The following is a 26,924-nucleotide window of genomic DNA, read 5'->3' as shown; positions in this document are numbered from 1 at the left end:
ACCCTGTCTTGAACTACCTCACCATTGAAGACACCATTGGCAACACGCCCCTGGTGCGTCTGCAACGCATACCGGGCCAGGCCAACCTGGACCGGGGCAACATCATTCTGGGCAAGCTGGAAGGCAACAACCCGGCTGGGTCCGTGAAAGACCGGCCGGCCATTTCCATGATTCGCCGCGCCGAGGCCCGTGGTGACATCAAACCCGGCGACACCCTGATTGAAGCAACTTCGGGCAACACCGGAATTGCTTTGGCGATGGCCGCTGCTTTGCGGGGTTACCGCATGGTGCTCATCATGCCCGAGCATTTGAGCATTGAGCGACGCCAGACCATGCGTGCGTTCGGGGCCGAGATTATCCTCACACCGCAAGCCGGTGGCATGGAATACGCCCGCGACCTGGCCGAGCAAATGCGCGACCAAGGCAAAGGCGTGATCCTTGACCAGTTTGCCAACGAGGACAACCCGCAGGCCCACTTTGAAACCACCGGGCCAGAGATTTGGCGCGACACTGGCGGGCAAGTGACTCACTTCGTGAGTGCCATGGGCACCACCGGGTCCATCATGGGGGTAAGCCGTTATTTGAAGTCGGTGAATCCGCAGGTGCAGATCATCGGCGCCCAGCCCAGTGAGGGTTCACAGATTCCGGGTATCCGCAAATGGCCCGAGGAATACCTGCCACGCATTTACAAACCCGAGGGCGTGGACCGTCTGGAATATGTCACCCAAGCCGATGCCGAAGACATGGCCCGCCGACTGGCCGCCGAAGAAGGCATTTTCTGTGGCATTTCAGCCGCTGGGGCCGCGTGCATCGCACTGCGCATCGCCGAGGAAGTGAGCAATGCCACCATTGTGTTCATTGTGTGCGACCGTGGTGACCGTTACCTGTCCACGGGCGTATTTCCTGCCTGAGTTATTTCCAGCGTGAGCAGGGCAGGGTGCTTACGGCCTTGCCCTGCGCAGGGCAGCAGCCAATTCCAGCACGGCCGTGGCGTAGAAGGCGCTGCGGTTGTAGCGGGTGACGGCGTAGAAGTTTTGCCCGCCCAGCACGTAAACAGGTGAGTCTTCACCGCGCACCAGTTCGACCAAGGCCAACAGCTCGTCAGTCAGCACAGGCCCTTGGGCGACAATGCCGCGCTCAGTCAACGCCTGGTTTGTGAACTTGGGCAAAATGTCCGAGGCCAGTACTTCGGGCAGTGCGTCGGTGCGTGTGAAGTCCACCGCCACAATGCCGGTTTTGCCGGCCTGCCAGCCATGCACTTTCAGAAAATTGCCCACACTGAGGATGGCATCGGCACGGCTGTGAAACAGGTCGATGTGCTGGTCTTGGTCGCCATCGACGGCGAAATTCAACCATGAGCTGGGCATGAATTGGCCCAGCCCCACGGCCCCTGCGTAGGACCCTTTCACTTCCAGTGGGTCCAGCCCCGCTTTGCGACACAGCACAAAAAAGGCTTCCAGTTCGCGCTGGAAAAAATCAGAACGGTCCTTTTGGCCTTGAGGGTAGGCAAAGCCCAGTGTGCTCAAGCTGTCGATGACCCTGAAATTGCCGGTGTGTTCGCCATAAATGGTTTCTACGCCGATGATGGCCACGATGACCTCGGCGGGAACGCCATAGGCCTGCGTGGCTTGATTCAGCAGGGCTTCATTCTCGCCCCAAAACTTCAGCCCTTTGCGAATGCGAATCGGCTCGACAAAGCGGTCGCGGTAAACCGTCCAGTTCTTGACTGTGGGGCTTTTCGGGGGCCGCACCGCGTCAACGACTTTGGGTTGGTACTTGGCCGACTGCAGGGCTTTCAGGGTTTCCTGGGCGGGGATGCCTTCCCGTTCTTCCAGCCGTTTGGCCAAGGCCACTGATTTCTCATAGGCCACACTCATCATGTCGGGCAAATCCGAAGACCGGGTTTTCGCAAAGCTGCCTTGAGTGGCCAGCAGCGTGGTGAGTACAATGAGACAACGGGCCGAAATGGTGCGCATGAAACAGGTGAAATAAGGACGGTGAATCAGGTGGAGAACAAGGTGCAACACGTGGTCCCAACTATACCCCAAGTGCCAGCAGGCCCCAAGGCGGCGGCATGACCACGGCTTACATTTCCCACACCGACTGCACCCTGCACAACCCCGGCGTGGGCCACCCGGAAAGCGCGGCCCGTTTGAAGGCCATACAGGCGCGGCTTGAAGCCTCAGACCTGTGGCCCAAGCTGGTTCATTGCACGGCGCCTGAAGTGGCTTGGCCCCTGGTGACCGCTGTGCACTCTGCAGCGTACGTGGAAAGCATACGCAGCCTGTTTCCCTTGCGTTATCCGGTGGAGGTTGACGGTGACACCACCTTGTCCGAGATGTCGCTGGATGCGGCTCGCCGCGCCGCCGGGGCTTGCGTGCATGCGGTGGACTTGGTGATGTCCCATGCGGTGAACAATGCGTTTTGCGCGGTGCGCCCACCCGGCCACCATGCCTGCCGCGACCACGCCATGGGTTTTTGTGTGTTCAACAACATTGCCATTGCAGCCCGTCATGCGCTGGATGCTTACCGGCTTGAGCGTGTGTTGATCGTTGATTTTGACGTGCACCACGGCAACGGCACTGAAGACATTTTTGCAGATGACCCGCGCGTGTTGATGTGCGGCACGTTTCAGTCGCCCTTGTACCCCTACAGCGGCGGTTTGCAGGGCCCGGCGAACATGGTCAACTGCCCGGTCCCGGCCGGGGCGGGGCGGGAAGAAGTCAAGGCCGCCATTCAGGCCCACTGGCTGGCGGCCATCGATGCCTTCAAACCCCAATTGGTGCTGGTGTCAGCCGGGTTCGACGCCCATGAGGCAGACCCGCTGGCCAATATGCGCCTGACCACCGAGGACTACGGCTGGTTGACGCATTTCCTGCGCCGCGTGGCCGATGAATACTGCGAAGGCCGCTTGGTGAGCAGCCTGGAAGGCGGCTATGAGTTGGGTGCATTGGCCGAATCGGTTTACGCCCATGTGGCATCCTTGGCTGACTGAACGTTTGTTTGAATTGATCAAAGCGGTCTTCCGAGTCTTTTCCCTAATTTCCTGCCGTGCACGGCTCGACAGATCAATTTCTTGCGTGTACACTTCCCGAAAATCGAACGACCGTGCGTTTTTTGATTCTCAGCGCCCCGGTTGCTTCACCGAATTCACTTATTGTCCAATTCAAACAGGGATGGCCTTTCGCATGAAGATCCTAGTACCAGTCAAACGCGTGGTGGATTACAACGTCAAGGTGCGCTGCAAGAGCGACGGTTCCGGTGTAGACATTGCCAACGTAAAAATGTCCATGAACCCCTTCGACGAAATCGCCGTGGAAGAAGCCACACGCCTGAAAGAAGCTGGCGTGGCGACGGAAATCGTGGCGGTGTCTTGTGGCGTGGCTCAGTGCCAGGAAACCCTGCGCACCGCGCTGGCCATTGGTGCCGACCGCGGCATTCTGGTGGAAACCGATGCTGAGCTTCAGCCCCTGGCCGTGGCCAAAATTCTGAAAGCCTTGGTTGAAAAAGAAGGCGCCAATCTGGTGATTCTGGGCAAGCAGGCGATTGACGACGATTGCAACCAGACTGGCCAGATGCTGGCCGCGCTGGCTGACCTGCCCCAGGGCACCTTCGCCTCCAAAGTGGTTATCGAGAACGGCAAAGCTGTGGTCACCCGTGAAGTGGATGGTGGCTTGGAAACGGTGAGCCTTTCCCTGCCCGCCGTGGTCACCACAGACTTGCGCTTGAACGAGCCCCGTTACGTGACCCTGCCCAACATCATGAAGGCCAAGAAAAAGCCCATCGACACCATCAAGCCTGAAGACTTGGGCGTTGATGTGTCACCCCGCATCAAACTCCTGAAGGTGAGCGATCCTCCCACACGTTCTGCTGGCATCACCGTGCCTGATGTCGACACCCTGATCGACAAACTCAAGAACGAAGCCAAAGTGATCTGAACCGCCAGGTAAACAGGAGACCAACATGTCCGTACTCGTAATTGCTGAACACGACAACCAAACCATCAAGCCTGCGACACTGAACACCATCGCGGCTGCGCAGAAAATTGGTGGAGACATTCACGTGCTGGTGGCTGGCAAAGGTGTGGCTGGTGCCGCAGCTCAAGCCGCCGCTGCTGCAGGTGTGGCCAAAGTGCTGGTGGCTGACGCCGACGCACTGGCTGACCAACTGGCCGAGAACCTGTCCGCACAGATCCTCGCCATCGCATCGTCTTACAGCCATATTCTTGCCCCCGCCACCAGCGTGGGTAAAAACGTGCTGCCCCGCGTGGCCGCGAAGCTGGATGTTGCGCAGATTTCCGACATCATCGGTGTGGACAGCGCTGACACTTTCAAACGCCCCATCTACGCGGGCAACGTGATTGCCACCGTGCAGTCTGCTGACGCAGTGAAAGTGATCACCGTGCGGACCACCGCTTTCGACCCTGTGGCTGCCACAGGTGGTTCAGCTGCCACAGAAAACGTGGCCGCAGCAGCCGATTCCGGCAAGGCCGCATTCGTGAACCGTGAACTGGCCAAGAGCGACCGCCCCGAGCTGACTGCAGCCGGCACCATCGTGTCCGGTGGCCGTGGCATCGGTTCCGCAGAAAACTTCGCCATCCTGAACCCGCTGGCTGACAAGCTGGGTGCCGCCATCGGCGCCTCCCGCGCAGCCGTGGACGCAGGCTACGCCCCCAACGACTGGCAGGTTGGCCAGACCGGCAAGATCGTGGCCCCTCAGCTGTACGTGGCCGTGGGCATTTCCGGTGCCATCCAGCACTTGGCCGGCATGAAGGACAGCAAGGTGATTGTGGCTGTGAACAAAGACCCCGAAGCACCCATCTTTGGTGTGGCTGATTACGGCCTCGTGGGCGACCTGTTCGAAGTGGTGCCGCAATTGGCCGCCAAGCTGTAAGCGAACCCCGCACCCCAAGCAGAAAGACGTCAGGCTCACAGGTTGAGCCTGATTTCACATGAAGAGACAGACAAGTTTTTGGAGAATACGTGATGAGCTACAACGCCCCAGTCAAGGACATGATGTTTGTGTTGAAGGAACTGGCCGGCCTGGACCAGGTTGCCCAACTGCCCGGTTGCGAAGACGCCACCGAGGAAACCGTTGAGGCGGTGCTGACTGAAAACGCCAAATTCACTGGCGAAGTGGTTGCCCCCCTGAACTGGACTGGCGACGTTGAAGCCGCCACATGGAACAACGGCGTGGTCACTACCGCCAAGGGCTTCAAAGATGCATTCAAGCAGTTCACGGAAGCCGGTTGGCAAGGCCTGCAACACCCCACCGAATTCGGCGGTCAAGGCCTGCCCAAGGCAGTGGCTACGCCCTGCATGGAAATGGTCAACGGCGCGAACCTGAGTTTCGCACTGTGCCCCCTGCTGACCGACGGCGCGATTGAAGCCCTGCTGGTGGCCGGTAGCCAAGAACAAAAAGAAACCTACATTCCCAAAATGATTTCCGGCGAATGGACTGGCACCATGAACCTGACCGAGCCACAGGCCGGTTCAGACTTGGCACTGGTGCGCACCAAAGCCGTTCCCCAGGACGACGGCAGTTTCCGCATTTTCGGCCAGAAGATTTACATCACCTACGGTGAGCACGACATGGCGGACAACATCGTTCACCTCGTGTTGGCCCGCACGCCCAACGCCCCTGAAGGCGTGAAGGGCATCAGCCTGTTCATCGTGCCCAAGTTCCTGGTCAACGCCGATGGTTCGCTGGGCAAGCGCAACGATGTGTTCTGTGCCTCCATCGAACACAAGCTGGGCATCAAGGCTTCTCCAACCGCAGTGTTGCTGTATGGCGACAACAAAGGCGACGTGGGTGAGGGCGCGATTGGTTACCTGATCGGCGAAGAAAACAAAGGCCTGCAGTACATGTTCGTGATGATGAATGCAGCCCGCTTCCAGGTGGGTGTGCAGGGCATCGGCGTGGCTGAGCGCGCTTACCAAAAGGCCGTGCAGTACGCCAAAGACCGTGTGCAGTCCCGCCCTGTGGATGGCTCTGCCAACGAAGCCGTGGCGATTATTCATCACCCCGACGTGAAGCGCATGTTGCTGAGCATGCGTTCCCAAGTGGAAGCGGCGCGCGCAATGGCGTGTGTGGCTGGTGCTGCTTATGACGCAGCCCACTTCCACCCTGACGAGGCTGCCCGCAAGCAAAACCAGGCTGTGTACGAATTCCTGGTGCCGCTGGTCAAAGGCTGGTCCACTGAAATGAGCATCGACGTGGCCTCCACCGGCGTGCAGGTGCACGGCGGTATGGGTTTCATTGAAGAAACCGGTGCGGCCCAGTACTACCGCGACGCAAAAATTCTGACCATCTATGAAGGCACCACGGCCATTCAGGCCAACGACTTGGTCGGCCGCAAAACCTCACGCGATGGTGGTGCCGTGGCCAAGGCCCTGGCTGCCGAAATGGCCCGCACTGTGGCTCAACTGAATGAGTCTGGTTCAGCCCATGCCAAGGCTGTTGCTGCCCGTTTGGATGCCGCACGCGCCGCACTGCTGGACACCGTGGACTATGTGGTCAACAACCTCAAGTCCAACCCCAACGCCGTGTTTGCCGGCTCCGTGCCTTACCTGAAATTGGCAGGTGCCACAGTGGCCGGTTGGCAAATGGCCCGTGCGCTGCTGGTTGCCGAAGGCAAGATCAAGGCTGGTGAAACCGACAGCTTCTACAGCGACAAAATCCTGACTGCCCGCTTCTTCGCAGACCACGTGCTGTCTACAGTGCCTGGCCTGCGCGACAGCGTGGTGGGGGGTGCTGACGCTGTCACAGAAATGGCTGTGGCCAATTTCTGAGCTTGAGTTCTGAGAATGAGCCCACCCGCTAACCGCGGGGTGGTTCAAAAACCCGACTGGGGCAACCTGGTCGGGTTTTTTTATGCCCCGGGGGATCCAGTGTGTTCAAAGAAACCGCATTGTTGTCACCCGGACTAGACCGCGCTTAGCATTGCAGTTTGCACTCGGAGAAAACACCGATGAACAGGCAATGGCCAGTGCCAGAGTGGCTGTCTCAGTACAGCTATCACGAACGGCCTAGACAATTTGGTAATCAGAGAGATGGCGGGCGTCGGCTTCATGCCGGTTGCGATCTATACGCACCCCTGTCCTCGCCGGTCGTCGCCATTACGAATGGCCGAGTCATATCCTCGGGGTTATTCTATTTGGGCTCGTATGAAGTCACCGTGGATCACGGTGCTTTAGGGCTTGTTCGATACGGAGAGTTATCCGCCGAGGAGCTCACCCACGTCGGTCAGTTAGTGCAACCCGGTGAATTGATCGGTCGTATCGGGAGCTTGAGCGGTATAAAGGTGCATCCGATGTTGCACATTGAATGGTACGACCCTAGGGCCTTGGCAGACTTGCCCTTGACCAAGCGACAGGCTGGCCCATATGAACGCAGTCAGTGGCTAAGGGATTGTTCGCAGTTACTTGATTCACTGCTTTGTTTACGAAAGGGGGCCCAATGCGCTGGTTAAGTTTGGTGGCTTTTTTAGTCAGTGTGGCAGGGTTTACGGGTTTTGCTTGGGCCAAGCCTGAATGTATGGTGAAGCCGCGTTCATTGTCAAACCCGATCAAGCAACCGATAGCGATGACAGGATTGCAGCCTTTTGAGGGCGTGAATAAACGGAGTCTTCTCCTCGGTCGAAAAGTCGGTGCATTGGCCGAAAAATGCGCTCACCTTGTTGTGGTCACTGATCTTCAAAAAGCCTGTGGCAGCAACCGATGTTCCAACACGGTGTTCAACAATCCAAAGAGGGCAATTTCCCAACAAGGTTACGGACAGCGAGGCATTTTGGTTTATGACTGCTCGGTCATCGATCCCTACACTGTTCAAGGTGACCTACTGTTGGACGATGGTGTGGTCAACAATCGGACCAATATTCTTGCCTTTGAGGTCTATCGAGTTGGGGATAGCCTCTGGAAGCAAGTGGTTTCCGGCGGGGAGTACATCATTGAACTCCCTACCGAAGCGGCGTCCAGCCATCTGACGTACAAAAATGGTGAGTTCCAATGGAAGGAGTTTGGTGGAGATTAAATCCATCAAGCTCCTGATGGCATAGCCAACCCTCAGAAACTCAGGCCCGGGCTGTTCATCGAGCTGCCCCAGCCCTCAGTCAGCCAGTGGGTCACCGGTTGATCGCCCAAGTGGCGAACTGTATTCAGGCCGCCTGCGACACCGGGTGCTGCCACCACCAGTGTGCCTGCCAGAATTCCAAACACAATCGCTGATTTACGCAACCACCGCACCGCGGCCTTGTGGGCCAAGTGGGCGTTGTCCATGCCGTCAAGGTTGTCGGGCCATTCATTCATGATGCACCTCCTGTTCAAAAGCTGTGATGCAAGGACAGGTTATTCGTGTTTGTAAATTGGATAAATCACCTCGAATTCATTAAGCTGTTGCAGTAAACGCATTAATCCGAGGGCGCCATGAGTGGGCATTTCAACGAATTGTTGGCCGCAGAAGCCTTTGTGCAGGTGGTCAACACCGGCAGCTTTGCGGCGGCGGCCAAGCTGCGCAACGAAAACCCGTCCAGCGTGAGCCGCGCCATTTCGCAACTGGAGCATCACCTTGGGGTGCGTTTGTTGATCAGAACCACCCGGACTGTACGCATCAGCGAAGCAGGGGAAACCTACCTGCGCTATGCCCGCCACATGCTGGACCATCAACAGCAGGCCCGCGATGCACTGGCCCAGTTGAACACAGGTCGACCTCGAGGTTTGGTGCGCGTCAGCATGCCGGTGGTGGTGGGGGAATACCTGCTGGCAGATCGCCTGAAGGAGTTTCACGCCGAGTTTCCAGAGGTGGAGTTGCAGGTGGACCTGTCGAACAAAACCGTACAGTTGGTGGAAGAGGGCATCGACCTGGCGTTTCGCTTTGGCCCTTTGGCTGACTCATCGCTACGTGCCAAGCGCATCAGCACCATTTGGCGCCATGTGTACGCCTCCCCTGCGTATTTGGAGCAGCACGGCGAGCCCAAGCACCCCTCTGAGCTGGCGAACCACCAGTGCATTGCCTTCTCCCAGCGGGGGGAGGTCAAAGAATGGGAAATCTGGCCCCCAGAGGGCGGTGAAAGCCAAAAGTACAGGGTCAACAACTGGCTGACTTGTTCAAGCCCGATGATGGTGGTTAAAGCCATCATCGCGGGGGTTGGGTTGGGGCGCAGTGCGTATTGGATGACCTCGGCAGCGCTGGCGCGTGGCGATTTGGTGCAGGTACTAAAAGACTGGCGTTGCGACGACCCGGTGAGGGGTGGCGTGCCTATTCACTTGGTGTATCCGCCCGGGCCGAGCGGGCAGGTGTCGCTGAAAGTCAGGGTGGTGGCGCAATTCATGGAGCGTGTGCTGAAAGAGGCCTTTGACGCGCCGGGGCCGGAGTTTTGAATCACGGTTGATCATTTGCTGGCGGGGCGAAGCACTTCGGTGGGTTCAAAGCCCCCGCCACCGGATGGGATAGAGCCCGCCCCTTCAAGGGCGTCTCCTCGGGGGCAACTCGCCCTTCGCAGACTCACGGCTCAGACAGCCCCAAGCTCGGGCCTTCGCGCATGGGTGCGCTCAGACAGACGCCTTGTGCGGGTTGGTATCATCCCGGTGGCGTGACTGGGGTCTTGAACACACCGCTGGTGCGTCGCCTAGCACCGATCAAGAACGCACAGGTGTAAGCCCATCGCGGATTCGCGCCCCGCACGCCAACAGGCGCGTCGGGGGTGCCCTTGCCGAGCATGGGGCTGTCTGAGCCAGCGAAGCAGGCGAGTTGCCCCCGAGGCGGGAGGCCCCAGCGGCTGTGCGTGCAACAGGGGTGCGTAGCGATGCGGCTTATGCCGTGTGTTCTTGCAACGAAACGGGCTGCACGTAGCGATGGGCTGATGCTGTGTGTTCTTGCGACAGCCGAGGCTGGAATCAGGGGCCTCATTCGGGTATAATGCTCGGTTAGCTGAACAGTTCTCAGGCAAAAGCCTGCGCGGGTGGCCCCAAGCCCCCCGGGTTTTGTCACATCTATTGGAGTTTCCCTTGTCGAAATTAGTCGCCAGCGCAAGATCGGATCAAGCGCGCGCATTGCTTGCGCTCGCCGACGGCACCGTGTTCGAAGGGATTTCTTTTGGCGCCGCCACCGTCAAGGTGGGCGAAGTGGTGTTCAATACATCACTGACGGGCTACCAGGAAATCGCCACGGATCCCTCCTACTGCCGCCAGATCGTCACCCTGACCTACCCCCACATCGGCAACGTCGGCACCAACCCGCAGGATGAAGAGTCCACCGGGTTGTTCCTGTCTGGCTTGGTCATCAAAGACCTGCCCATGCAGGTGTCCAACTTCCGGTCCACACTGCCCTTGAGCGATTACCTCAAGAAGCATGGCGTGCCCGGCATTGCTGGCATTGACACCCGCAAGCTGACCCGAATTCTGCGCGAGAAAGGGGCACAGAATGGCTGTCTGCTGACCGAAGGCAGCGGCGAGCCATTCACCGCCGAACGTGCACTGGAATTGGCCCGCAGCTTCCCCGGCCTGGCTGGGATGGACTTGGCCAAGGTCGTGTCCTGCACGGCCACGCACGAATGGACTGAAGGCGAATGGACGCTGGGCGAGGCCGCCGAGCAGCCCCATTTCCAACAGGGTGAGCGCCCTTACCATGTGGTGGCCTACGACTTCGGCGCCAAGCGCAACATTCTGCGCATGTTGGCCCAGCGCGGCTGCCGCGTCACGGTGGTGCCCGCACAAACGCCTGTAGAGCAGGTGTTGGCCCTGAACCCTGATGGCGTGTTCCTGTCCAACGGCCCTGGCGACCCCGAGCCTTGCGACTATGCCATTTCCGCCATCAAACACGTGCTGGACCACACCAAGTTGCCCGTGTTCGGTATTTGCCTGGGGCACCAGTTGATGGCTCTGGCCAGTGGCGCCAAAACCATGAAAATGAAGTTTGGCCACCACGGTGCCAATCACCCTGTGCAGGAACTGGACAGCAAGCGTGTGTTCATCACCAGCCAGAACCACGGTTTTGCGGTGAACCCGGACACGCTGCCGGCCAACTTGCGCGTCACGCATGTGTCGCTGTTCGACGGGTCCATTCAGGGCCTGGAGCGCACCGACCGTGCCGCGTTCTGCTTCCAGGGGCACCCGGAAGCCAGCCCCGGTCCGCACGACCTGGCTGAACTGTTTGACCGCTTCATTGCCGACATTCAGGCAAGCAAGCGTTGAGGGGTGGTGCTGGAGGCCTTAGCGCCTCGCACCGGCCCGCGAAGTGAATTTTGAATCAATACTGACCCCAACTTGACCCAAAAGGCGAGTTATGCCCAAGCGCGACGATCTAAAAACAATCCTCATCATCGGCGCTGGCCCCATTGTGATTGGCCAGGCCTGTGAATTCGACTACTCCGGCGCTCAGGCCTGCAAGGCCCTGCGTGAAGAGGGTTACAAAGTGGTGCTGGTCAACAGCAACCCCGCCACCATCATGACCGACCCGGAAATGGCCGATGTCACTTACATCGAACCCATCACTTGGCAGGTGGTTGAGCGCATCATTGAAAAAGAACGCCCTGACGCGGTGCTGCCCACCATGGGTGGCCAAACTGCGCTGAACTGCGCGCTGGACCTGGCCAAACACGGCGTGCTGGCCAAGTACAACGTGGAGTTGATCGGTGCCAAGGAAGAGGCCATTGAGAAGGCCGAAGACCGCCAGAAATTCAAGAACGCCATGACCAAAATCGGTCTGGATTCTGCCAAGTCCGGCGTGGCCCATTCCATGGAAGAAGCCCTGGACGTTCAGCGCAAAATTGCCGCTGAAGTGGGCAGCAATGGTTTCCCGGTCATTATTCGCCCCAGTTTCACCTTGGGTGGCACCGGTGGCGGTATTGCGTACAACGCCGAAGAGTTCGAGACCATCTGCAAACGTGGTCTGGAAGCCTCCCCCACCAAAGAATTGCTGATTGAAGAAAGCCTGATTGGCTGGAAAGAGTATGAGATGGAAGTGGTGCGTGACCGCGCCGACAACTGCATCATCATCTGCTCGATCGAAAACCTGGACCCCATGGGCATTCACACCGGTGACTCCATCACCGTGGCCCCTGCCCAAACCCTGACCGACCGTGAATACCAGATCATGCGCAATGCATCGATCGCGATTCTGCGTGAAATCGGCGTGGACACCGGTGGCTCCAACGTGCAGTTCTCCATCAACCCTGCCAATGGCCGGATGATTGTGATCGAGATGAACCCACGCGTCTCACGTTCGTCAGCGCTGGCTTCCAAGGCCACCGGTTTCCCGATTGCCAAAGTCGCTGCCAAACTGTCGGTGGGCTACACGCTGGATGAATTGAAGAACGACATCACTGGCGGTTTGACCCCGGCCTCCTTCGAGCCGTCCATCGACTACGTGGTCACCAAGATTCCACGTTTCGCGTTTGAAAAGTTCCCCACAGCCGACAACCGCCTGACCACCCAGATGAAGTCAGTGGGCGAAGTGATGGCCATGGGCCGCACTTTCCAGGAAAGTTTCCAGAAAGCCCTGCGTGGTTTGGAAACTGGCGTGGATGGCCTGAACCAGAAAACAACCGACCGCGAAGTGATTGAGCGCGAGCTGGGTGAGCCCGGCCCCGAGCGTATTTTCTACGTGGGTGACGCCTTCGCCCAGGGCTACAGCGTAGACCAGGTGCATGCGCTGACGCACATCGACCCTTGGTTCCTGGTCCAGATTAAAGACATCGTTGACATCGAACTGGAACTGGAAACCAAGACACTGGCCGATTTGTCCGAGCCCGTGCTGCGCTTGCTCAAACGCAAGGGTTTCTCCGACCGCCGCCTGGCTTACCTGCTGGACACCTCGGAAGCCGAGATTCGCAAACTGCGCCACCAGCATGGCGTGCGCCCCGTCTACAAGCGCGTGGACACCTGCGCGGCTGAATTCAAAACCGGCACGGCCTACATGTACTCCACCTATGAAGAGGAGTGCGAAGCCGAGCCGACCGACAAGAAAAAAATCATGGTGCTGGGCGGCGGCCCGAACCGGATTGGTCAGGGTATTGAGTTTGACTACTGCTGCGTACACGCCGCGATGGCCCTGCGCGAAGACGGTTACGAAACCATCATGGTCAACTGCAACCCGGAAACCGTGTCCACCGACTACGACACGTCCGACCGCCTGTACTTCGAGCCGTTGACGCTGGAAGACGTGTTGGAAATTGTGCAACTGGAAAAACCGGTCGGCGTGATTGTGCAGTACGGTGGCCAAACGCCCCTGAAACTGGCCAAGGCGCTGGAAGCCAACGGCGTGCCCATCATTGGTACAAGCCCGGAAAGCATTGACATCGCTGAAGACCGTGAGCGTTTCCAGAAACTGTTGTCCAAGCTGAACCTGCTTCAGCCGCCCAACCGCACAGCCCGCACCGAAGCCGAAGCCATTGCCCATGCGCAAGACATCGGCTATCCGCTGGTGGTGCGCCCCAGTTACGTGCTGGGTGGCCGTGCCATGGAAATTGTGCATGAGCAGAAAGACCTCGAGCGCTACATGCGCGAGGCTGTGAAGGTGAGCAACGACAGCCCCGTGCTGTTGGACCGCTTCCTGAACGACGCCATTGAAGTGGATGTGGATGCCTTGTGCGATGGCGAAAGTGTCCTGATCGGTGGCGTGATGGAACACATCGAGCAGGCGGGTGTTCACTCCGGTGACTCGGCCTGTTGTTTGCCCCCGTACAGCCTGTCGCCCGCCATGGTGGACGAACTGAAACGCCAGTCCGTGTTGATGGCCAAGGCCCTGAATGTGGTTGGTTTGATGAACGTGCAGTTTGCCATCCAGAACGACAAGGTGTTTGTGCTGGAAGTGAACCCCCGCGCATCGCGCACAGTGCCCTACGTGTCCAAGGCCACAGGCAAGCAATTGGCCAAGATTGCCGCCCGCTGCATGTCGGGCCGCACCTTTGCGGACCAGGGCGTGAGCGACATTCCTGTGCCCGAATATTACTCGGTCAAGGAAGCGGTGTTCCCCTTCGTGAAATTCCCGGGCGTGGACACCATCCTTGGGCCAGAAATGAAGTCCACCGGTGAAGTGATGGGTGTGGGCCGCAGTTTCGGTGAGGCTTTCGTGAAGTCGCAGTTGGCGGCTTCCGTCAAACTGCCTTCCAGCGGCACCGCCTTCATCAGCGTGAAGCACGAAGACAAAAAACGCGCTGTGGTGCTGGCCAAAGGCCTGGCCGAGCTGGGCTTCAAGATCATCGCCACCCGTGGAACGGCTGCGGCCATTTCCGAAGGCGGTGTGGAATGCACCGTGGTGAACAAGGTGCTGGAAGGCCGCCCCAACATTGTGGACATGCTGAAAAACGGCGAAGTCCAATTGGTGGTCAACACCGTGGAAGAGCGCCGCAGTGCCATCAATGACAGCCGGTACATCCGCACCACGTCCCTGACGTCGCGGGTCACGGTGTTCACCACCATGGCAGGTGCCTTGGCTGCTGTTGAAGGCATGAAACATTTGAACAAGATGGATGTGTACAGCGTGCAGCAATTGCACGCGGAACTGTCCGCCTGATCGTCTGGTCTAAACCGAAAGCCGTCTCTGGCGAAACCGCCGGTGGCGGCTTTCCATTTGCAGGAAAAGAGTTGTTATGACCACAGTACCCATTACTGTCAAAGGTGCCGAGAAGCTCAAGCTTGAGCTGCACCGCTTGAAAACCGTGGAACGCCCGTCAGTGATCAATGCGATCGCTGAAGCGCGCGCGCAGGGTGATTTGTCCGAAAACGCCGAGTACGATGCGGCCAAGGAAAAGCAGGGCTTCATTGAAGGCCGAATCAAGGAAATTGAAGGCAAGCTGAGCAACGCCCAGATCATCGACCCGTCCACGCTGGATGCGGAAGGCCGTGTGGTGTTTGGTGCCACGGTGAAACTGGAAGACCTGGACAGTGGTGCCAAGGTGGAGTACCAGATCGTCGGCGACGATGAGGCCGACATCAAGGCCAACCTGATTTCCATTTCAAGCCCCATTGCCCGTGCCCTGATCGGCAAGTTCGAAGGCGATGTGGCGGCAGTGCAGGCCCCCGGTGGCGTGCGCGAGTATGAAGTGTTGGAAGTTCGTTACCTCTGAGTCGGGGTAAAGTCGCAGTGGGGGCGGTCCTCGACTGCCCCGCTCAACAGCAGGAGCAGTCGAGATGATGGAACGAAGTGTGCGCGGGTTTGAGTTGGCCATGTGGGCCATCTGGCTGGGTGCGCTGTGGTTCATGGCCATTCTGGTGGCCCCCGGTTTGTTCAAGTGGTTGGCGCGGGCCGATGCAGGCCTTGTGGCAGGGCGGCTGTTCGTGATGTTGAGCTGGTACAGCGTGGGGGCCACGGTGTTGCTGGCTTTGCTGTCCAACGCGGGCTCGGCCCTGAGGGCAGACTTCAAGCTGAACCTGGCTTTGGTGTTGGTGCTGGCGGTGGCTGTCGTTGAGTTGGCCTGGATGCACCCTCACATGAACGCGTTGCGCGCCAGCATGGGCCAGTTGACGGGTGAGGCGCTGCTGGAGGCGCAAGCCCGTTTCAAGCAAATGCACATGACGTCCAGCGTGCTGTATTCCGTCAAAATGATTGGTGCGCTGGTGTGGGGGTTGCGCCGGTATGGCGTAAAAGCCCAGCACTAAGCCCCTTGGCGCTTTGGCCCCTTTGCGGGGCCGTATTTCGGGGGCTTAATCCCGTGCGTTATGCTGGCGCTTGGTCATGCGGGGCGCCTTGGGTTTGCGCGGTGCGGGCTTGGCTTTGGCAGCCAACACTTCAGCAGGTTGGGGCCGGTACAATACCAGCAGTTTGCCGATGTGCTGAACCAGCGCGGCGCCGGTGTCGTCACAGATGGCTTGGGCGTATTCCAGCCGCGCTTCACGGTCATCGCCTGCCACCCGAACCTTGATCAGGCCGTGGGCGTTCAGGTTCATGTCGATTTCCTTGATTACATTGGCGGTCAGGCCTTTGTCTCCAATCAGGACCACAGGGTCAAGGCCGTGGGCTTGTGCCTTCAGGGCTTTTTTCTCTGCGGCGGTCAGGTTGGGTGCGGCTTGCGTCATGGTGTGTTCTCAAGGTTGTTCGTTGTTTCGCTTAGAAAAACTCGGGGTTTTCCGTGGCAAAGAAGAAAGTCAATAAAAACTGGTTACACGACCACATCAATGACCCCTACGTGAAAATGGCCACGGCGGCGGGTTACCGCGCCAGGGCTGCGTTCAAGCTCAAGGAAATTGCCGAGCCTGAGGGCTTGATCAAACCGGGCATCAATGTGGTGGACTTGGGCAGCGCCCCGGGAAGCTGGTCCCAGGTTCTGCGTGAAGGCATGGTTGGGGCAGGTGGCGTTGTCCAAGGCCGTATTATCGCACTGGACATGCTGCCGATGGAACCCATTGCGGGTGTGGAGTTCATTCAGGGCGACTTTCGGGACGATGAGGTGTTGCAGGAATTGAACACGCGGCTCAACGGCGAGAAGCTGGACTTGGTGGTGTCCGACATGGCCCCTAACCTGTCCGGGGTAGCTGTGGCCGATGCAGCCCGGGTAGAGCATGTGTGCGAACTGGCCATCGACTTTGCCCTGAACCACCTCAAGCCGAACGGGGTGCTGATCATGAAGATTTTCCATGGGTCGTCCTACAGCAATGTGGTGCACCAGATGAAGCAGGTCTTCAAGGTGGTGGCCCCGCGCAAGCCGAAGGCCTCCCGCGATCGCTCCCGCGAAACCTTTTTGCTGGCCCGTGGTCTGAAATAGGTGTTATTTTGGGTGGGTGTTCAGCCCATTGGAAAAGTTAATTGAGTGGGTCAATGGACCCCATGAAATAGTGTGATGGCGAATTTGCCGGGCTTGGGTTTAAAATGGACATTCCGCCCCCATGTCAGTAAGCAGGGTGGAACATTCAGGAGATGTCGCGTTGAATAATTCGTTTTCCAAAGCAGCGGTCTGGTTGGTGGTGGCGTTGGTGCTGTTCTCGGTGTTCAAGAACTTCGAAGGCACACAGGCCCGTTCCAATGAGATGACGTATTCGGACTTCATGCAGGAAGCCAAAAACGGCCGAATCAAAAGTGTGGTGGTGGATGGCCGCACTGTGCGCGCCCAAACGTCTGAGGACCGTGAGCGTGTGGTGTATTCACCCGGCGACATCTGGATGGTTGGTGATTTGCTGAAATACGGCGTTCAGGTTCGGGCCAAGGCCGAAGAAGAGCCTTCCCTGCTGATGAACCTGTTCGTGAGCTGGTTCCCCATGCTGCTGTTGATTGGCGTGTGGGTGTTTTTCATGCGCCAGATGCAGGGCGGTGGCAAGGGCGGGGCTTTCAGCTTCGGCAAAAGCCGCGCCAAACTGTTGGATGAAAGCACCAACCCAGTCACTTTCGCCGATGTGGCGGGTTGCGACGAGGCCAAAGAAGACGTGCAGGAATTGGTGGAATTCCTGAAAGACCCCAGCAAGTTCCAAAAGCTAGGCGGCCGCATTCCCCGGGGTGTGTTGATGGTGGGTTCGCCCGGTACCGGTAAAACCTTGCTGGCCAAGGCCATTGCAGGTGAGGCCAAGGTGCCTTTCTTCGCGATTTCCGGTTCGGACTTCGTGGAAATGTTCGTGGGTGTGGGCGCGGCCCGTGTGCGCGACATGTTTGAGCAAGCCAAAAAGCAGGCCCCTTGCATTATTTTCATCGATGAAATTGATGCGGTAGGGCGCCAGCGTGGTGCTGGTTTGGGTGGTGGCAACGATGAGCGCGAGCAGACCCTGAACCAGATGCTGGTGGAAATGGACGGTTTTGAGACCAACCAGGCCATCATCGTGATTGCTGCAACCAACCGCCCAGACGTGCTGGACCCAGCGTTGCTGCGCCCTGGCCGTTTTGACCGCCAGGTGGTGGTGGGCTTGCCCGACATTCGCGGCCGCGAGCAGATTCTGAAAGTGCACATGCGCAAAATCCCGATGAGTGCGGATGTGGATGCGTCTGTGCTGGCCCGTGGTACCCCCGGTTTCTCCGGTGCTGATTTGGCGAACCTGGTGAACGAAGCAGCCCTGTTTGCTGCACGCCGAAATGGCCGTGTGGTGGAAATGCAGGACTTCGAGAAAGCCAAAGACAAGATCATCATGGGCGCTGAGCGCAAGAGCATGGTGATGCCTGAGGAAGAGCGCCGCAATACGGCGTATCACGAGTCTGGCCATGCGATTGTGGCCCGCCTGATGCCGAAAACCGACCCAGTGCACAAAGTGACCATCATTCCCCGTGGCCGTGCCTTGGGGGTGACCATGCAGTTGCCTGAAGGTGACCGTTACAGCATGGACAAAGAGCGCATGCTGTCCACGATTGCGGTGCTGTTTGGTGGCCGGATTGCGGAAGAGATCTTCATGGACCAGATGACCACTGGTGCATCGAACGACTTTGAGCGCGCCACGGCCATTGCCCGTGACATGGTGACGCGTTATGGCATGACCGAGGCGCTGGGCCCCATGGTGTACGCTGAAAACGAAGGCGAGGTGTTCTTGGGTCGCAGTGTGACCAAGACAACCCACATGTCTGAGGCCACCATGCAGAAGGTGGATGACGAAATTCGCAAGATCATCGATGCCCAGTACAAAGTGGCTTGGGACATTCTTGACCAGAACCGTGACAAGGCCCATGCCATGGCCAAAGCGCTGCTGGAATGGGAAACCATTGATGCGGACCAGATCAAGGACATCATGGAAGGCCGCGACCCTCGTCCACCTGTGGGCGGCAACACGCCCCCGACCGGTGGCAGCCCCAGCAGTGGCGGTGGTGAGAAGGTCAACCCGAGCAGCCAGCCAGCCCCTGTGGCTTGACCCTGGTTTTCGGACTGATGTAAAAAACGCCAGCCTTCGGGTTGGCGTTTTTTTTGGCGATCCACCATGGTGTGTTCAACGCCCCCACACACACCGGGCGAGAATGCACAGCGTGAGCCCATCGCGAATTCGCGCCCCGCACGCCAACAGCCGCGTTAAGGGGCGACCCTGCCGAGCCCGGGGCTGTTTGAGCCTGCAAAAACAGGCGAGTTGCCCCCGAGGCGGTCGAACCGAGCGGTTGTGCGTGCAAAGAGGGGCGCGTAGCGATGCGGCTTGCGCAGTGCGTTCTTGCGGCGGTAGAGGCTGTGCATCCATGCGACGGCTCACGCGGTGCCTTCTTGCGACTAAAATGCTTTTTTGTCCCGGTGCAATATCCATGTCCGTAATTTGGTCCGCAGGCCGCTTTTCTCTCACCTGGCAAACCGGCCGCCCTTTGGTGATGGGCATCGTCAACACCACACCCGACTCTTTTTCCGACGGTGGGCAACACAACTCAGCAACCTCGGCCATTGCCCATGCAGAAATCTTGTTGAAAGAAGGCGCAGCCATTTTGGACATTGGTGGCGAGTCAACCCGACCCGGTGCACAGGCGGTGTCTGCCGATGAGGAATGGGCGCGGGTTGGCGCGGTGTTGGCTGAGGTGGTTCGCTGGAATGTGCCGGTGTCGGTTGACACGATGAAGCCTGAGGTGATGCAGCGCGCGCTGGATTTGGGGGTGGACATTCTCAATGATGTGAATGGTTTTCGGGCACTTGGGGCGTTGGAGGCGTTGGTGCACAGCAATGCCGGTGCTGTGGTGATGCACATGCAAGGTGAGCCACGAACCATGCAGGAGGCGCCCCAATACACCGATGTGGTTGGCGAGGTTTTTGGCTTTTTGGATGCGCGTTTGAATGAACTGAGCACCAGCGGTGTGGCTACTCAGCGCGTGTTGGTTGACCCTGGTTTTGGGTTTGGAAAAACCCAGGCTCATAACGTGAGCTTGATGCAGGCTACGCAACGTTTTTCTGCCCTTGGGGCTGGGGTGTTGGTGGGGGTGTCGCGCAAGCGGATGATCGGTGAAATGACCGGCCAAGCCACGCCACAGGACCGTGTGTATGGTTCAGTGGCAGCCGCCTTGTACGCTGCAAGCCAGGGTGCTGCAGTGTTGCGTGTGCATGATGTGCGCGCGACCTGTGATGCGCTGGCCGTGATGGCGGCCCTGAACGCGCAAGTACCGTTTAAGCCAGTCTGAGGAAGATGGACCGAAGTGCCTGCGGCATGACGGAGTGTTCCGCATCAAACTGTTTGTGGGCTTTGGCCAGCAGTTCTGATTTGAACTTGGAATTCGCTGGAATTTTGCGCACCTTGCGCATGTGCTCTGCGGCTTGGTTGATGTCTGGGTCGAACCACACGGCTTTGTCGTCCGAGGCCACGAAGGGGTATTCGCGGGCTTTGACGGGGACTGTTTCGCCACCCACCGGGAATGAGTGCTCTTCGAACATGAAGTCTGCATTGCCGGAGTAGTTGGTGGCGATCACCGGTTTGCCAAAGAGCATGGCTTCGGCAACGGTGCGTCCGAACCCTTCTGAGCGGTGCAGGGACAAATACGCATCACAGTTTTTGACCAGGGCCAGCACTTCCCCGCGGTCCATGGTTTTGTCGATCAGCACAATGCGCGGGTCGGCATCGACCCTGGCTTTGAACTCTTTCCAAAGGTTGTCTTTGTCGCGCGCGTGCATGGTTTTAAGCACCAGCCGCACGGAATCGTCGTGGGGGTTGAATGCTTTCTGGAATGCGTCGACGGCGGCAAACGGGTTTTTGCGGGCCAGGTAGGAGTTGAAGTCAAACACGTACAGGAATAGGTAGCCGACTTCTGGCAGGCCAAGGTCTTTGCGTGACTTCAAGGCGACCCGGTCCACCTGCACGGTCAGCGGCACCCTGCGCACGGGTTTGAGCGTGGCCTTGCGGTACATGTCGACGTTGAACTGGGTGGCGCCCCACACTTCGTCCACCAGTTCGAAGGCGGGTGACCAGCGTTTGGGCCAGGTGGGCAGTTCCCACGGCCACCAGCCCACGTTGTAGCGGTGGCTGAACAAGGTGGGGCCCAGTTGCAGGTAAATGCGTGCAGTTTCAAAGCCGGTCAGGCAGAACACGTTGACCGGGTACGGCGCAGCATTGGCCGGGTCGGTGTTGGCTTTGACCTTCTCTTCAAGCACCAGGTCGCCTTGCCGAACCACCGAGCCCGGGTTGATGTTGACCACGCTGTAGGGAATGCCGTGCTTCTCGCAGGTGGCCGCTGCCATACGGATGTCTTCGCCGATGCCCAGTTCCCCGAATGCAAAACCGATCAGGTTCACGCCGAATTTTTCAGTCGGTGGGTGGTATTGCACCTGGGTGGAGTACAGGGCATGCAGTTTCTTTTCTCGGGTGGGGACTTTAAGCCACTTCCACTCGTCGTCGGTTTTGAACTTGTCGTCCAGCCAGCCCAGAAAACTTTGATGGGACTCTTCGCTGTCCAGCGGATAGTCGTTTTGCAGTTGGGTGCTGATGACCCAGCTCATGAACGCGATGCGGGGGCATTCGAAGCCCCACGGGCCAGTCATGATGGGGGTGAAGCACCACAGCCGCCATTGGTCGCTGATCAGCGGGTGCAAACCCAAGCGCCTTGCCCCCATGGTGAAGAACCAGGACAGCAGGGCCAGCCGGCCCAGCGGGGCGTTCAGGTCGAAAGTGTCTTTCAGTTCCGGGCGTGTACGCAGCACCAGCACCAACAGCAGGGGTGGTCGCTCTTCATCGCCTTCGGCGTATTCCCACAAGCTGTCGTCGGCGCGTTTGTTCAGCGCGAAGCGGATTTTCGCGGGCACATGGTCAGCCAGCAGGTGCTGGCGCATGCCGTCGCTGTAAAACCAGGCAAGGAAGTCCCAGAAGCCGGTGGGGTCTTCGAGATTGAATTTTTCCTGCAATTCCGGGCGGGCATGCCACAGGAAGTACATGGCTCGGTTCATCGTAAGGCCCTCGAACACGGGCCACCCAGGCATGTCTTCGAAAGCCTGCCGCAACTCGTCCACCGTGGGCGCTACCCCACGGGCCAATTCAACCCGCCCGATGAGGAACCACCACAACAGATTGCGGGTTTCTTCGGAGAATTCGGGAATGCGGACACTGGCCAGCCGATCGCTGCGCAGCAGGTTGGCCAGCGTCTCTTCAAAGCTGGCTGACCGCGGGCTTGCGGCGATGGATGTGTTAGATTCCATGCGGGGAATTGGGATAAATACAAAAGTTGTTGCGCGGCTACCCCCGGATTGTCGCACAATGCGGTTTTGACTTGTCGGGTTTTGGGGCCCGAGGCTTCATTCGCGGTGATATGGACGGTAACAGTCAATCCAATTCTCAGGCCCGCTGGGCCTTGACCAACAAGGCGCTTGTCGAACCTGAGCAACTGGCTTCGACCATGGTGCGCTTGGGCTGCCGTGTGCATCGGTCTTTGGTTGAGAAGTTGTACGGCATGGTGACCGTGAGCCGCCCCGTGGAGTTGGCAGCCAACCTGGAGCTGAACCATGTGAGCCTGGGCGCGTATTCCTACATCTCAGAAAGCTCGGTGGTGTGGCATGCGCAGATTGGCAATTATGTGTCTGTTGCCCGGGAAGCACTGCTGGGTATGGCTGGCCACCCCATTGATTGGTTGAGCCCGAGCCCGGTGGGTTACATGAATTTTTTTCGTGAGCATGCTTCGGACTTTGTGCCGCAGAGCCGGTTTGGTTTTTTTCCGCAACTGACTCGCATTGAGGATTCCGCATGGATTGGTGCACGGGTGACTGTGCCGGGCAACAAGGCCTTGACGATTGGCCGTGGGGCCGTGGTGGCCGCCGGTAGCATTGTGACCAAGGATGTGCCTGCTTACGCGATTGTTGCGGGCAACCCGGCGCGTGTGATTCGCATGCGCTTTGATGACGCGACGATTGAAGCGTTGGAGCGCAGCCGCTGGTGGCAGTACGATGTGGTGAAGTTGCAGCGGGCTGGCGTGCTGCTGGATTTTTCCAAGCCCTTGGCGTGTGTGGCGCAGCTTGAGGCCTTGGATGAGGGCAGGCTTGATTCTTGCCTGATCAGTACTCAGCGGATTCAGTTGGCCCGACAGGGGCCACAGGTGCTGGTGCAGGTGGTGGACCGTGTGGCCGATGAGACAGCGGCTGGTCCAAAAAACTAGATAAATTTTGATTTCACAGGGACGAATGTTGTGGGTACGTTGAATCGATTGAATTGGGCGGTGTTGCAGCAGTCTGCAGGCGCAGACCAGTTCGTGGCTGCGGGTGGCCCTTTGGCCGCGCAGTTGGGCAATCAGCAGTTTCCGGGGTTCAAGTCGACCGTGGTGATTGGGGCTGACCAGGGCTATGCCTTGCCCAAGACCCGTGGGGTCAAGAAGCGGGTGGTGTATGTGGATGGCCACACTGCAGCCGAGTTGTTGGCCGCCATGAATGCCTTGGTGCCCCAGCTTGGTGCCGACGATGTACTTGTATTGACACGTGCCTGGTGCTTTTTGAAAGAGAAGTTTCTGGCGGGCGCTTGCCCGGCCAAAGCAGCGGCGTATGACCAGTTTCCCCAGTTGCAGGCGTTGACCCAGTCGCGTTCCGAAACGCACGCGGTGGTTCGTTCACTGGCGGATGATGGCTATGTGTTGATGGTGCCCAAAGGGCTGTATGGGCAGGTCAAGGATTGGTTCTATCTGTTGCCCACCGACCCCAACCCCAAAAAGTTGCAGTTGCGGGCCAATGTGCCGGGTGTGACGTCCATTTCGGTGCTGAGGCGTGTGCATGATGCCCGGTTTGCAACCCGGTACTTCAAGGGCGCAGGTATTGATGTGGGCGGCGGCAATGATTCCCTGGCCTTGTACCTGGAGTTTTTCCCGCTGATCAAGAATCTGATTGTGTATGAGCAGGAGCAGGGCGATGGCCAGTATTTGGCCAATGTACCCACAGCATCGTTCGATTTCCTCTATTCCTCGCACTGCCTTGAGCATTTGCGTGACCCTGCGGTGGCCTTGGACAATTGGCTGCGTGTGGTCAAGCCCGGTGGGCATCTGGTGTTCCAGATTCCCGATGAGGACATGTATGAGCAGGGTGTGTGGCCTTCGCGTTTCAACACGGACCACAAACACACGTTCACCATGGCCAAAGACAAGAGTTGGTCGCCCGTTTCGATCAATGTGCTGGACCTGGTGTCGGCTGTCCGTGGCAAAGCCAAGGCGCTGAGTGTTGCCCAGATTGACCACGGTGTGCGTGGCCGTTTGCTGGGCAAGGGTGTGGACCAGACGCGTTTCCCAATGGCTGAATGCGGCATTGAAGTGGTGCTGCAAAAGCTGCCGGTGTGAGTGTGATGATGCAGGTGGTGCCCCAATGAGAACTTGGCTGGGACAGTGGTTCGCGGGCCGGGCGATGGCCGGTGGGTTGATGAGGGCGGCGCTGGCGGCGTCTGTGTTGGCTTTACCGGTTCAGGCGCAGGTGCCCCCCGATGATTTGACCACGATGACTGCCGAGCAGCGACGGGCTTATCTGGAGGAGTATCTGAAGCGCTTGTCGGGGCAGGAACAGGTTGAGACCGGGCAAGACGCCCCGGCTGCAAGCCCTGCGCCTTCACCGGTTACTGCACCTGCCCAGCCGGTTGTAACGCCACCCCCAGCGCCTGTCAAAACGGCACCTGCGCCCAAACCGGTGGTGGTGCGCGAACCCTTGGCCGAACAACCCTTGACATGCACCTCGGCGTTGGCGCCCGCAGCGGTGTCGCCTTATCAGCGCTTGGTTGATGACGGTGGTTTGCCGCAGGGCAGTCAGTGGGTGTTGCGCAGCCAGCCCGCGGCCGATGGCCGATTTGGGGCGTTGATGAAGGACGGTGATTCCTTGGTGTTGGAGCAGCGTTGTGTTCAGCAGCCAGCGATGTCGGTCCGGTATGCGAGGGTGTCGTATTCATCAGGCCAGTGGGCTTTGGAGTTTGACAATGGTTTGATCGCCGAAGGTGGCGTGTTGGTGCCGACCAGTCAGGGTTATTTGCTGGACCAGAAAGGGGTGTTGATGGATTTTCGGCTTGGGCAGCCTGTGCGTATGGTGCGTTTGCCCGAGCGGTTCCGATTGGCTGAGATGCAACACACCGATGTGGCGCAGAGCAGGGTGGTGCTGTTGCTGTCCACGCAATTGCTCAAACCCCGCTTGAGTTTGAAAGCCTTGGGACAGATGTTGGGCCTGCGCGGCAAAACTGAAGAAGTGAACCCCGCCGATTCAGACTTGCCTGCGGTGTTGTTCAACCTGGACACGGGCAAGGCATGGGCTGTGGAGTTGGATGCTGATGAGCTGGCGAAAGGATTGAAGGCCCGTTGCAAGCACAAGGAATGGTCTGAATCACGCGGATGTGGCGCCCTGTCGGACCGAGAATGGGCTTTGGATGGGGCCTTTGGGCGTTTGTCTGATTTCTATTTCTGGCGATTGGGCTGGGTGGGGTCGCCACGCGGGTTTGACCTGTGGGTGTTTAACCCCGAGCAGCGCGAGCTGCTGCTGAGCAGCCAGAATGGGTCCAATTTCCGGCGTCAGGTGGTGCCCGCAGGCATCAAGGGCGTTTGGTGGCGTAATGAGGGCGCAAAGCCCTCTCTGGTGCTGGACAGCAAGTAATACTTTGACGCTGGCCCGCGTTCAGAAGAACAGGGCCAGCAGTTTGCTGTTGTCAACCCGGTTGCCAAAGCCGTTTGTTTTTCGCTGGTTGAACAGTTCTTTGTCCTGCGGATGCACGGGCGCGCTGTCTTTTTTCCAATCCACTTCGATGAGTACGCTGTTGGCGTTGTAGGTGTACTGCTTGTCTTGCATGGCGAGCAGGGTGAGCTCGGCATCGGCGTAGTGGCGCAGGTAGCCCGGGTGAAAGAACAGGCCCGCGTAGTTGCGCACAGCCCAGCTTCGGCGTGCCAGTCCGAAGGAGGCCAACAGTCCAGCCCATTTGCCGTCGTTGAAGGCGATCAGGCTGGCGTTGGAGGTTTCCAGGGTTTGTGTGGCGATGGACAGCCAAGAGCGGCCTGCGTAGGCGTCTTGCGCGAAGTAGCCAAACCAGGGGCTTTCTGTGCGCTGAAAAGCGGTGTTGGCGACTTGTATGAAGCCTTTGCGGGCCTGATCGTCCACGGCGAGGATAAGCCCTTCCTTCAGCCCAGAGCGCCGGGCTGCATTTTCACAGGCCCTTTCGGCCTCTGCGCGTTGTGTGTAGGGCATGACCATGATGGGGCCACTGCTGCTGAAGCGGGTGACCGACAGTTCTTTTTCGGTGATGTACTCAATGTTCATGGTTTAAGCCTGATTATCGATCGTGAAGTGGCGAGTTAATGTTATTTATTTAACATTATTTAATATTATTTCGCTGGTTTAAACCAGAAAATTCATTAGTTTTTTATAAGCAATATACCTACATTTTTTTGGAGCGTGAAAGCGGTGTGGGCATTTGGATGGGAATCGAATAAAATCAATCGTGCAGTTAAGAAAATATAACCACTTTAATCCATCAGAGCCTTCTCGGGACTCTGTATTTTCGCCGTATTTTTTTGAATCCGTTTGAGCAATACCGGTAGTAGTAGTGACTACAAGCCCGCGTGTTGGCCATGCGGCTCGCTCAACCCAATTGGTGTATTTCATGAGTAATTTGACTCCTTTGATCGGTGATGTGCTTGACGTTGAAGCACTGCAAATCCAGCCCCCACCCAATTCAGTTGGTTTGGTTTCCGTCGGTGCCGATGGGCGCGCCGCAGCGCTTGAAATCGTTCGCGATGGTCAGACTGTTAACTTGGCCACTGGCTCCTGGCTGTTTGCCGGGGATGTGATCAAGGCATCCGAGCAGCCTTTGCCGCCGATTGCTGTGGCTGGCGCAAGCGCCAGTTCGATGAAAGTGCTGCAATTGGCCGGTACTTCGGATGTGGCTTTGCCTTTGCAGGACAACGACCCTGCAGTCGCATCCGTTATGGATACGCCAGCCGAGCCGCTGGTGGACCAGATTACTGTGGCTGCCGCTGAAAATGGTGATGAATCAGGCTTGGTAGGCTTGGTGCCCCCCGGCGCTGGCTTTTTGACCGCTTTGGGAATTCCGGGCCTGGGCGCTTTGGCTTTCGGTGGAGCCTTGGCTATTGGTGCGACGGGCGGCGGTGGCGGCGGTGCAGGCCCTGATGACTCT

General features: G+C 58.4%; 25 protein-coding genes. 19 read left to right on the top strand and 6 right to left on the bottom strand.

What is annotated here, in order from left to right; genetic code table 11:
- Positions 1–8 precede the first annotated feature (8 nt).
- Positions 9–911: a cysteine synthase CysM gene (cysM, locus tag ACK4FF_RS07290; protein ID WP_409706702.1), complete on the top strand. Its 903-nt coding sequence runs from the start codon at positions 9–11 to the stop codon at positions 909–911.
- A 30-nt stretch (positions 912–941) separates the two neighbouring features.
- Here cysM and mltB read toward each other — a convergent pair whose 3' ends face one another.
- Positions 942–1,976, bottom strand: coding sequence for a lytic murein transglycosylase B (gene mltB, locus ACK4FF_RS07285; RefSeq protein WP_409706699.1), 1,035 nt, complete (start codon positions 1,974–1,976; stop codon positions 942–944).
- A 98-nt stretch (positions 1,977–2,074) separates the two neighbouring features.
- On the opposite strand from mltB, the gene ACK4FF_RS07280 reads away from it, so the two are divergent.
- The 6 genes from ACK4FF_RS07280 to ACK4FF_RS07255 all read left to right on the top strand — a co-directional run bounded on the left by ACK4FF_RS07280 (position 2,075) and on the right by ACK4FF_RS07255 (position 8,031).
- The gene (locus ACK4FF_RS07280) at positions 2,075–2,995 is read left to right on the top strand and encodes a histone deacetylase family protein (RefSeq protein WP_409706696.1); all 921 of its coding nucleotides are present in this window, start codon (positions 2,075–2,077) and stop codon (positions 2,993–2,995) included.
- A 193-nt stretch (positions 2,996–3,188) separates the two neighbouring features.
- Positions 3,189–3,938, top strand: a complete 750-nt coding sequence (locus ACK4FF_RS07275; protein WP_409706693.1) for an electron transfer flavoprotein subunit beta/FixA family protein — start codon at positions 3,189–3,191, stop codon at positions 3,936–3,938.
- A gap of 25 nt (positions 3,939–3,963) precedes the next feature.
- A complete protein-coding gene (locus ACK4FF_RS07270; RefSeq protein ID WP_409706690.1) occupies positions 3,964–4,893 on the top strand; it encodes an electron transfer flavoprotein subunit alpha/FixB family protein in 930 nt (309 codons plus the stop codon).
- 92 nt (positions 4,894–4,985) lie between these two features.
- Positions 4,986–6,791 (top strand): acyl-CoA dehydrogenase, encoded by a 1,806-nt coding sequence (locus ACK4FF_RS07265; protein ID WP_409706688.1) that lies wholly within the window; start codon positions 4,986–4,988, stop codon positions 6,789–6,791.
- A gap of 179 nt (positions 6,792–6,970) precedes the next feature.
- Positions 6,971–7,471, top strand: a complete 501-nt coding sequence (locus ACK4FF_RS07260; protein ID WP_409706684.1) for a M23 family metallopeptidase — start codon at positions 6,971–6,973, stop codon at positions 7,469–7,471.
- Positions 7,459–8,031, top strand: a complete 573-nt coding sequence (locus tag ACK4FF_RS07255; RefSeq protein WP_409706681.1) for a hypothetical protein — start codon at positions 7,459–7,461, stop codon at positions 8,029–8,031. The genes ACK4FF_RS07260 and ACK4FF_RS07255 overlap by 13 nt, the downstream gene beginning before the upstream one ends.
- Before the next feature lie 32 nt (positions 8,032–8,063).
- Here ACK4FF_RS07255 and ACK4FF_RS07250 read toward each other — a convergent pair whose 3' ends face one another.
- Positions 8,064–8,306, bottom strand: coding sequence for a hypothetical protein (locus ACK4FF_RS07250; RefSeq protein ID WP_409706678.1), 243 nt, complete (start codon positions 8,304–8,306; stop codon positions 8,064–8,066).
- 117 nt (positions 8,307–8,423) lie between these two features.
- Between ACK4FF_RS07250 and ACK4FF_RS07245 the strand changes: the two genes are divergently transcribed.
- From ACK4FF_RS07245 to ACK4FF_RS07225, 5 genes are all read left to right on the top strand, one after another.
- Positions 8,424–9,377 carry a LysR substrate-binding domain-containing protein gene (locus ACK4FF_RS07245; protein WP_409706675.1) on the top strand — a complete coding sequence of 318 codons (954 nt, stop codon included), beginning with the start codon at positions 8,424–8,426 and terminating at the stop codon, positions 9,375–9,377.
- Positions 9,378–10,004: 627 nt separating this feature from the next.
- Positions 10,005–11,189, top strand: coding sequence for a glutamine-hydrolyzing carbamoyl-phosphate synthase small subunit (carA, locus tag ACK4FF_RS07240; RefSeq protein ID WP_409706672.1), 1,185 nt, complete (start codon positions 10,005–10,007; stop codon positions 11,187–11,189).
- 91 nt (positions 11,190–11,280) lie between these two features.
- Positions 11,281–14,511, top strand: a complete 3,231-nt coding sequence (gene carB / locus ACK4FF_RS07235) for a carbamoyl-phosphate synthase large subunit (protein WP_409706669.1) — start codon at positions 11,281–11,283, stop codon at positions 14,509–14,511.
- Positions 14,512–14,587: 76 nt separating this feature from the next.
- Entirely contained in the window at positions 14,588–15,064 is a 477-nt protein-coding gene (gene greA, locus ACK4FF_RS07230) for a transcription elongation factor GreA (RefSeq protein ID WP_409706666.1), read from the top strand.
- A gap of 64 nt (positions 15,065–15,128) precedes the next feature.
- Positions 15,129–15,596 carry a DUF4149 domain-containing protein gene (locus ACK4FF_RS07225; RefSeq protein WP_409706663.1) on the top strand — a complete coding sequence of 156 codons (468 nt, stop codon included), beginning with the start codon at positions 15,129–15,131 and terminating at the stop codon, positions 15,594–15,596.
- A 45-nt stretch (positions 15,597–15,641) separates the two neighbouring features.
- On the opposite strand, the gene yhbY is transcribed toward ACK4FF_RS07225, so the two are convergent.
- A complete protein-coding gene (gene yhbY, locus ACK4FF_RS07220; RefSeq protein ID WP_409706660.1) occupies positions 15,642–16,013 on the bottom strand; it encodes a ribosome assembly RNA-binding protein YhbY in 372 nt (123 codons plus the stop codon).
- A gap of 53 nt (positions 16,014–16,066) precedes the next feature.
- On the opposite strand from yhbY, the gene ACK4FF_RS07215 reads away from it, so the two are divergent.
- The 3 genes from ACK4FF_RS07215 to folP all read left to right on the top strand — a co-directional run bounded on the left by ACK4FF_RS07215 (position 16,067) and on the right by folP (position 19,989).
- Complete coding sequence (locus ACK4FF_RS07215) at positions 16,067–16,699, top strand: RlmE family RNA methyltransferase (RefSeq protein WP_409706657.1); 633 nt, start codon at positions 16,067–16,069, stop codon at positions 16,697–16,699.
- A 160-nt stretch (positions 16,700–16,859) separates the two neighbouring features.
- Entirely contained in the window at positions 16,860–18,755 is a 1,896-nt protein-coding gene (ftsH, locus tag ACK4FF_RS07210) for an ATP-dependent zinc metalloprotease FtsH (protein WP_409706654.1), read from the top strand.
- A gap of 376 nt (positions 18,756–19,131) precedes the next feature.
- The gene (gene folP, locus ACK4FF_RS07205) at positions 19,132–19,989 is read left to right on the top strand and encodes a dihydropteroate synthase (protein ID WP_409706651.1); all 858 of its coding nucleotides are present in this window, start codon (positions 19,132–19,134) and stop codon (positions 19,987–19,989) included.
- Here the strand turns inward: folP and ACK4FF_RS07200 are convergent.
- Positions 19,976–21,991 carry a glycosyltransferase gene (locus tag ACK4FF_RS07200; protein WP_409706648.1) on the bottom strand — a complete coding sequence of 672 codons (2,016 nt, stop codon included), beginning with the start codon at positions 21,989–21,991 and terminating at the stop codon, positions 19,976–19,978. The genes folP and ACK4FF_RS07200 overlap by 14 nt on opposite strands.
- A 110-nt stretch (positions 21,992–22,101) precedes the next feature.
- Between ACK4FF_RS07200 and ACK4FF_RS07195 the strand changes: the two genes are divergently transcribed.
- From ACK4FF_RS07195 to ACK4FF_RS07185, 3 genes are read left to right on the top strand one after another with little or no spacing between them, the layout of a single operon-like run.
- Complete coding sequence (locus ACK4FF_RS07195; RefSeq protein ID WP_409706645.1) at positions 22,102–22,941, top strand: CatB-related O-acetyltransferase; 840 nt, start codon at positions 22,102–22,104, stop codon at positions 22,939–22,941.
- Between the two features lie 30 nt (positions 22,942–22,971).
- Complete coding sequence (locus ACK4FF_RS07190) at positions 22,972–24,102, top strand: class I SAM-dependent methyltransferase (protein WP_409706642.1); 1,131 nt, start codon at positions 22,972–22,974, stop codon at positions 24,100–24,102.
- A gap of 25 nt (positions 24,103–24,127) precedes the next feature.
- Positions 24,128–25,390 (top strand): hypothetical protein, encoded by a 1,263-nt coding sequence (locus ACK4FF_RS07185; RefSeq protein WP_409706638.1) that lies wholly within the window; start codon positions 24,128–24,130, stop codon positions 25,388–25,390.
- A gap of 21 nt (positions 25,391–25,411) precedes the next feature.
- On the opposite strand, the gene ACK4FF_RS07180 is transcribed toward ACK4FF_RS07185, so the two are convergent.
- Positions 25,412–26,047 carry a hypothetical protein gene (locus ACK4FF_RS07180; protein WP_409706635.1) on the bottom strand — a complete coding sequence of 212 codons (636 nt, stop codon included), beginning with the start codon at positions 26,045–26,047 and terminating at the stop codon, positions 25,412–25,414.
- 78 nt (positions 26,048–26,125) lie between these two features.
- Entirely contained in the window at positions 26,126–26,392 is a 267-nt protein-coding gene (locus tag ACK4FF_RS07175) for a hypothetical protein (protein ID WP_409706632.1), read from the bottom strand.
- Between ACK4FF_RS07175 and ACK4FF_RS07170 the strand changes: the two genes are divergently transcribed.
- Positions 26,391–26,924 (top strand): hypothetical protein (locus ACK4FF_RS07170; RefSeq protein WP_409706629.1); only part of this gene is annotated, 534 nt, incomplete at its 3' end. The genes ACK4FF_RS07175 and ACK4FF_RS07170 overlap by 2 nt on opposite strands.

Source organism: Limnobacter sp. (assembly GCF_046297615.1).
Lineage (GTDB): Bacteria > Pseudomonadota > Gammaproteobacteria > Burkholderiales > Burkholderiaceae_B > Limnobacter.
The sequence above is the reverse complement of the archived record's forward strand: the minus strand, read 5'-3'. Positions and strand labels throughout refer to the sequence as shown.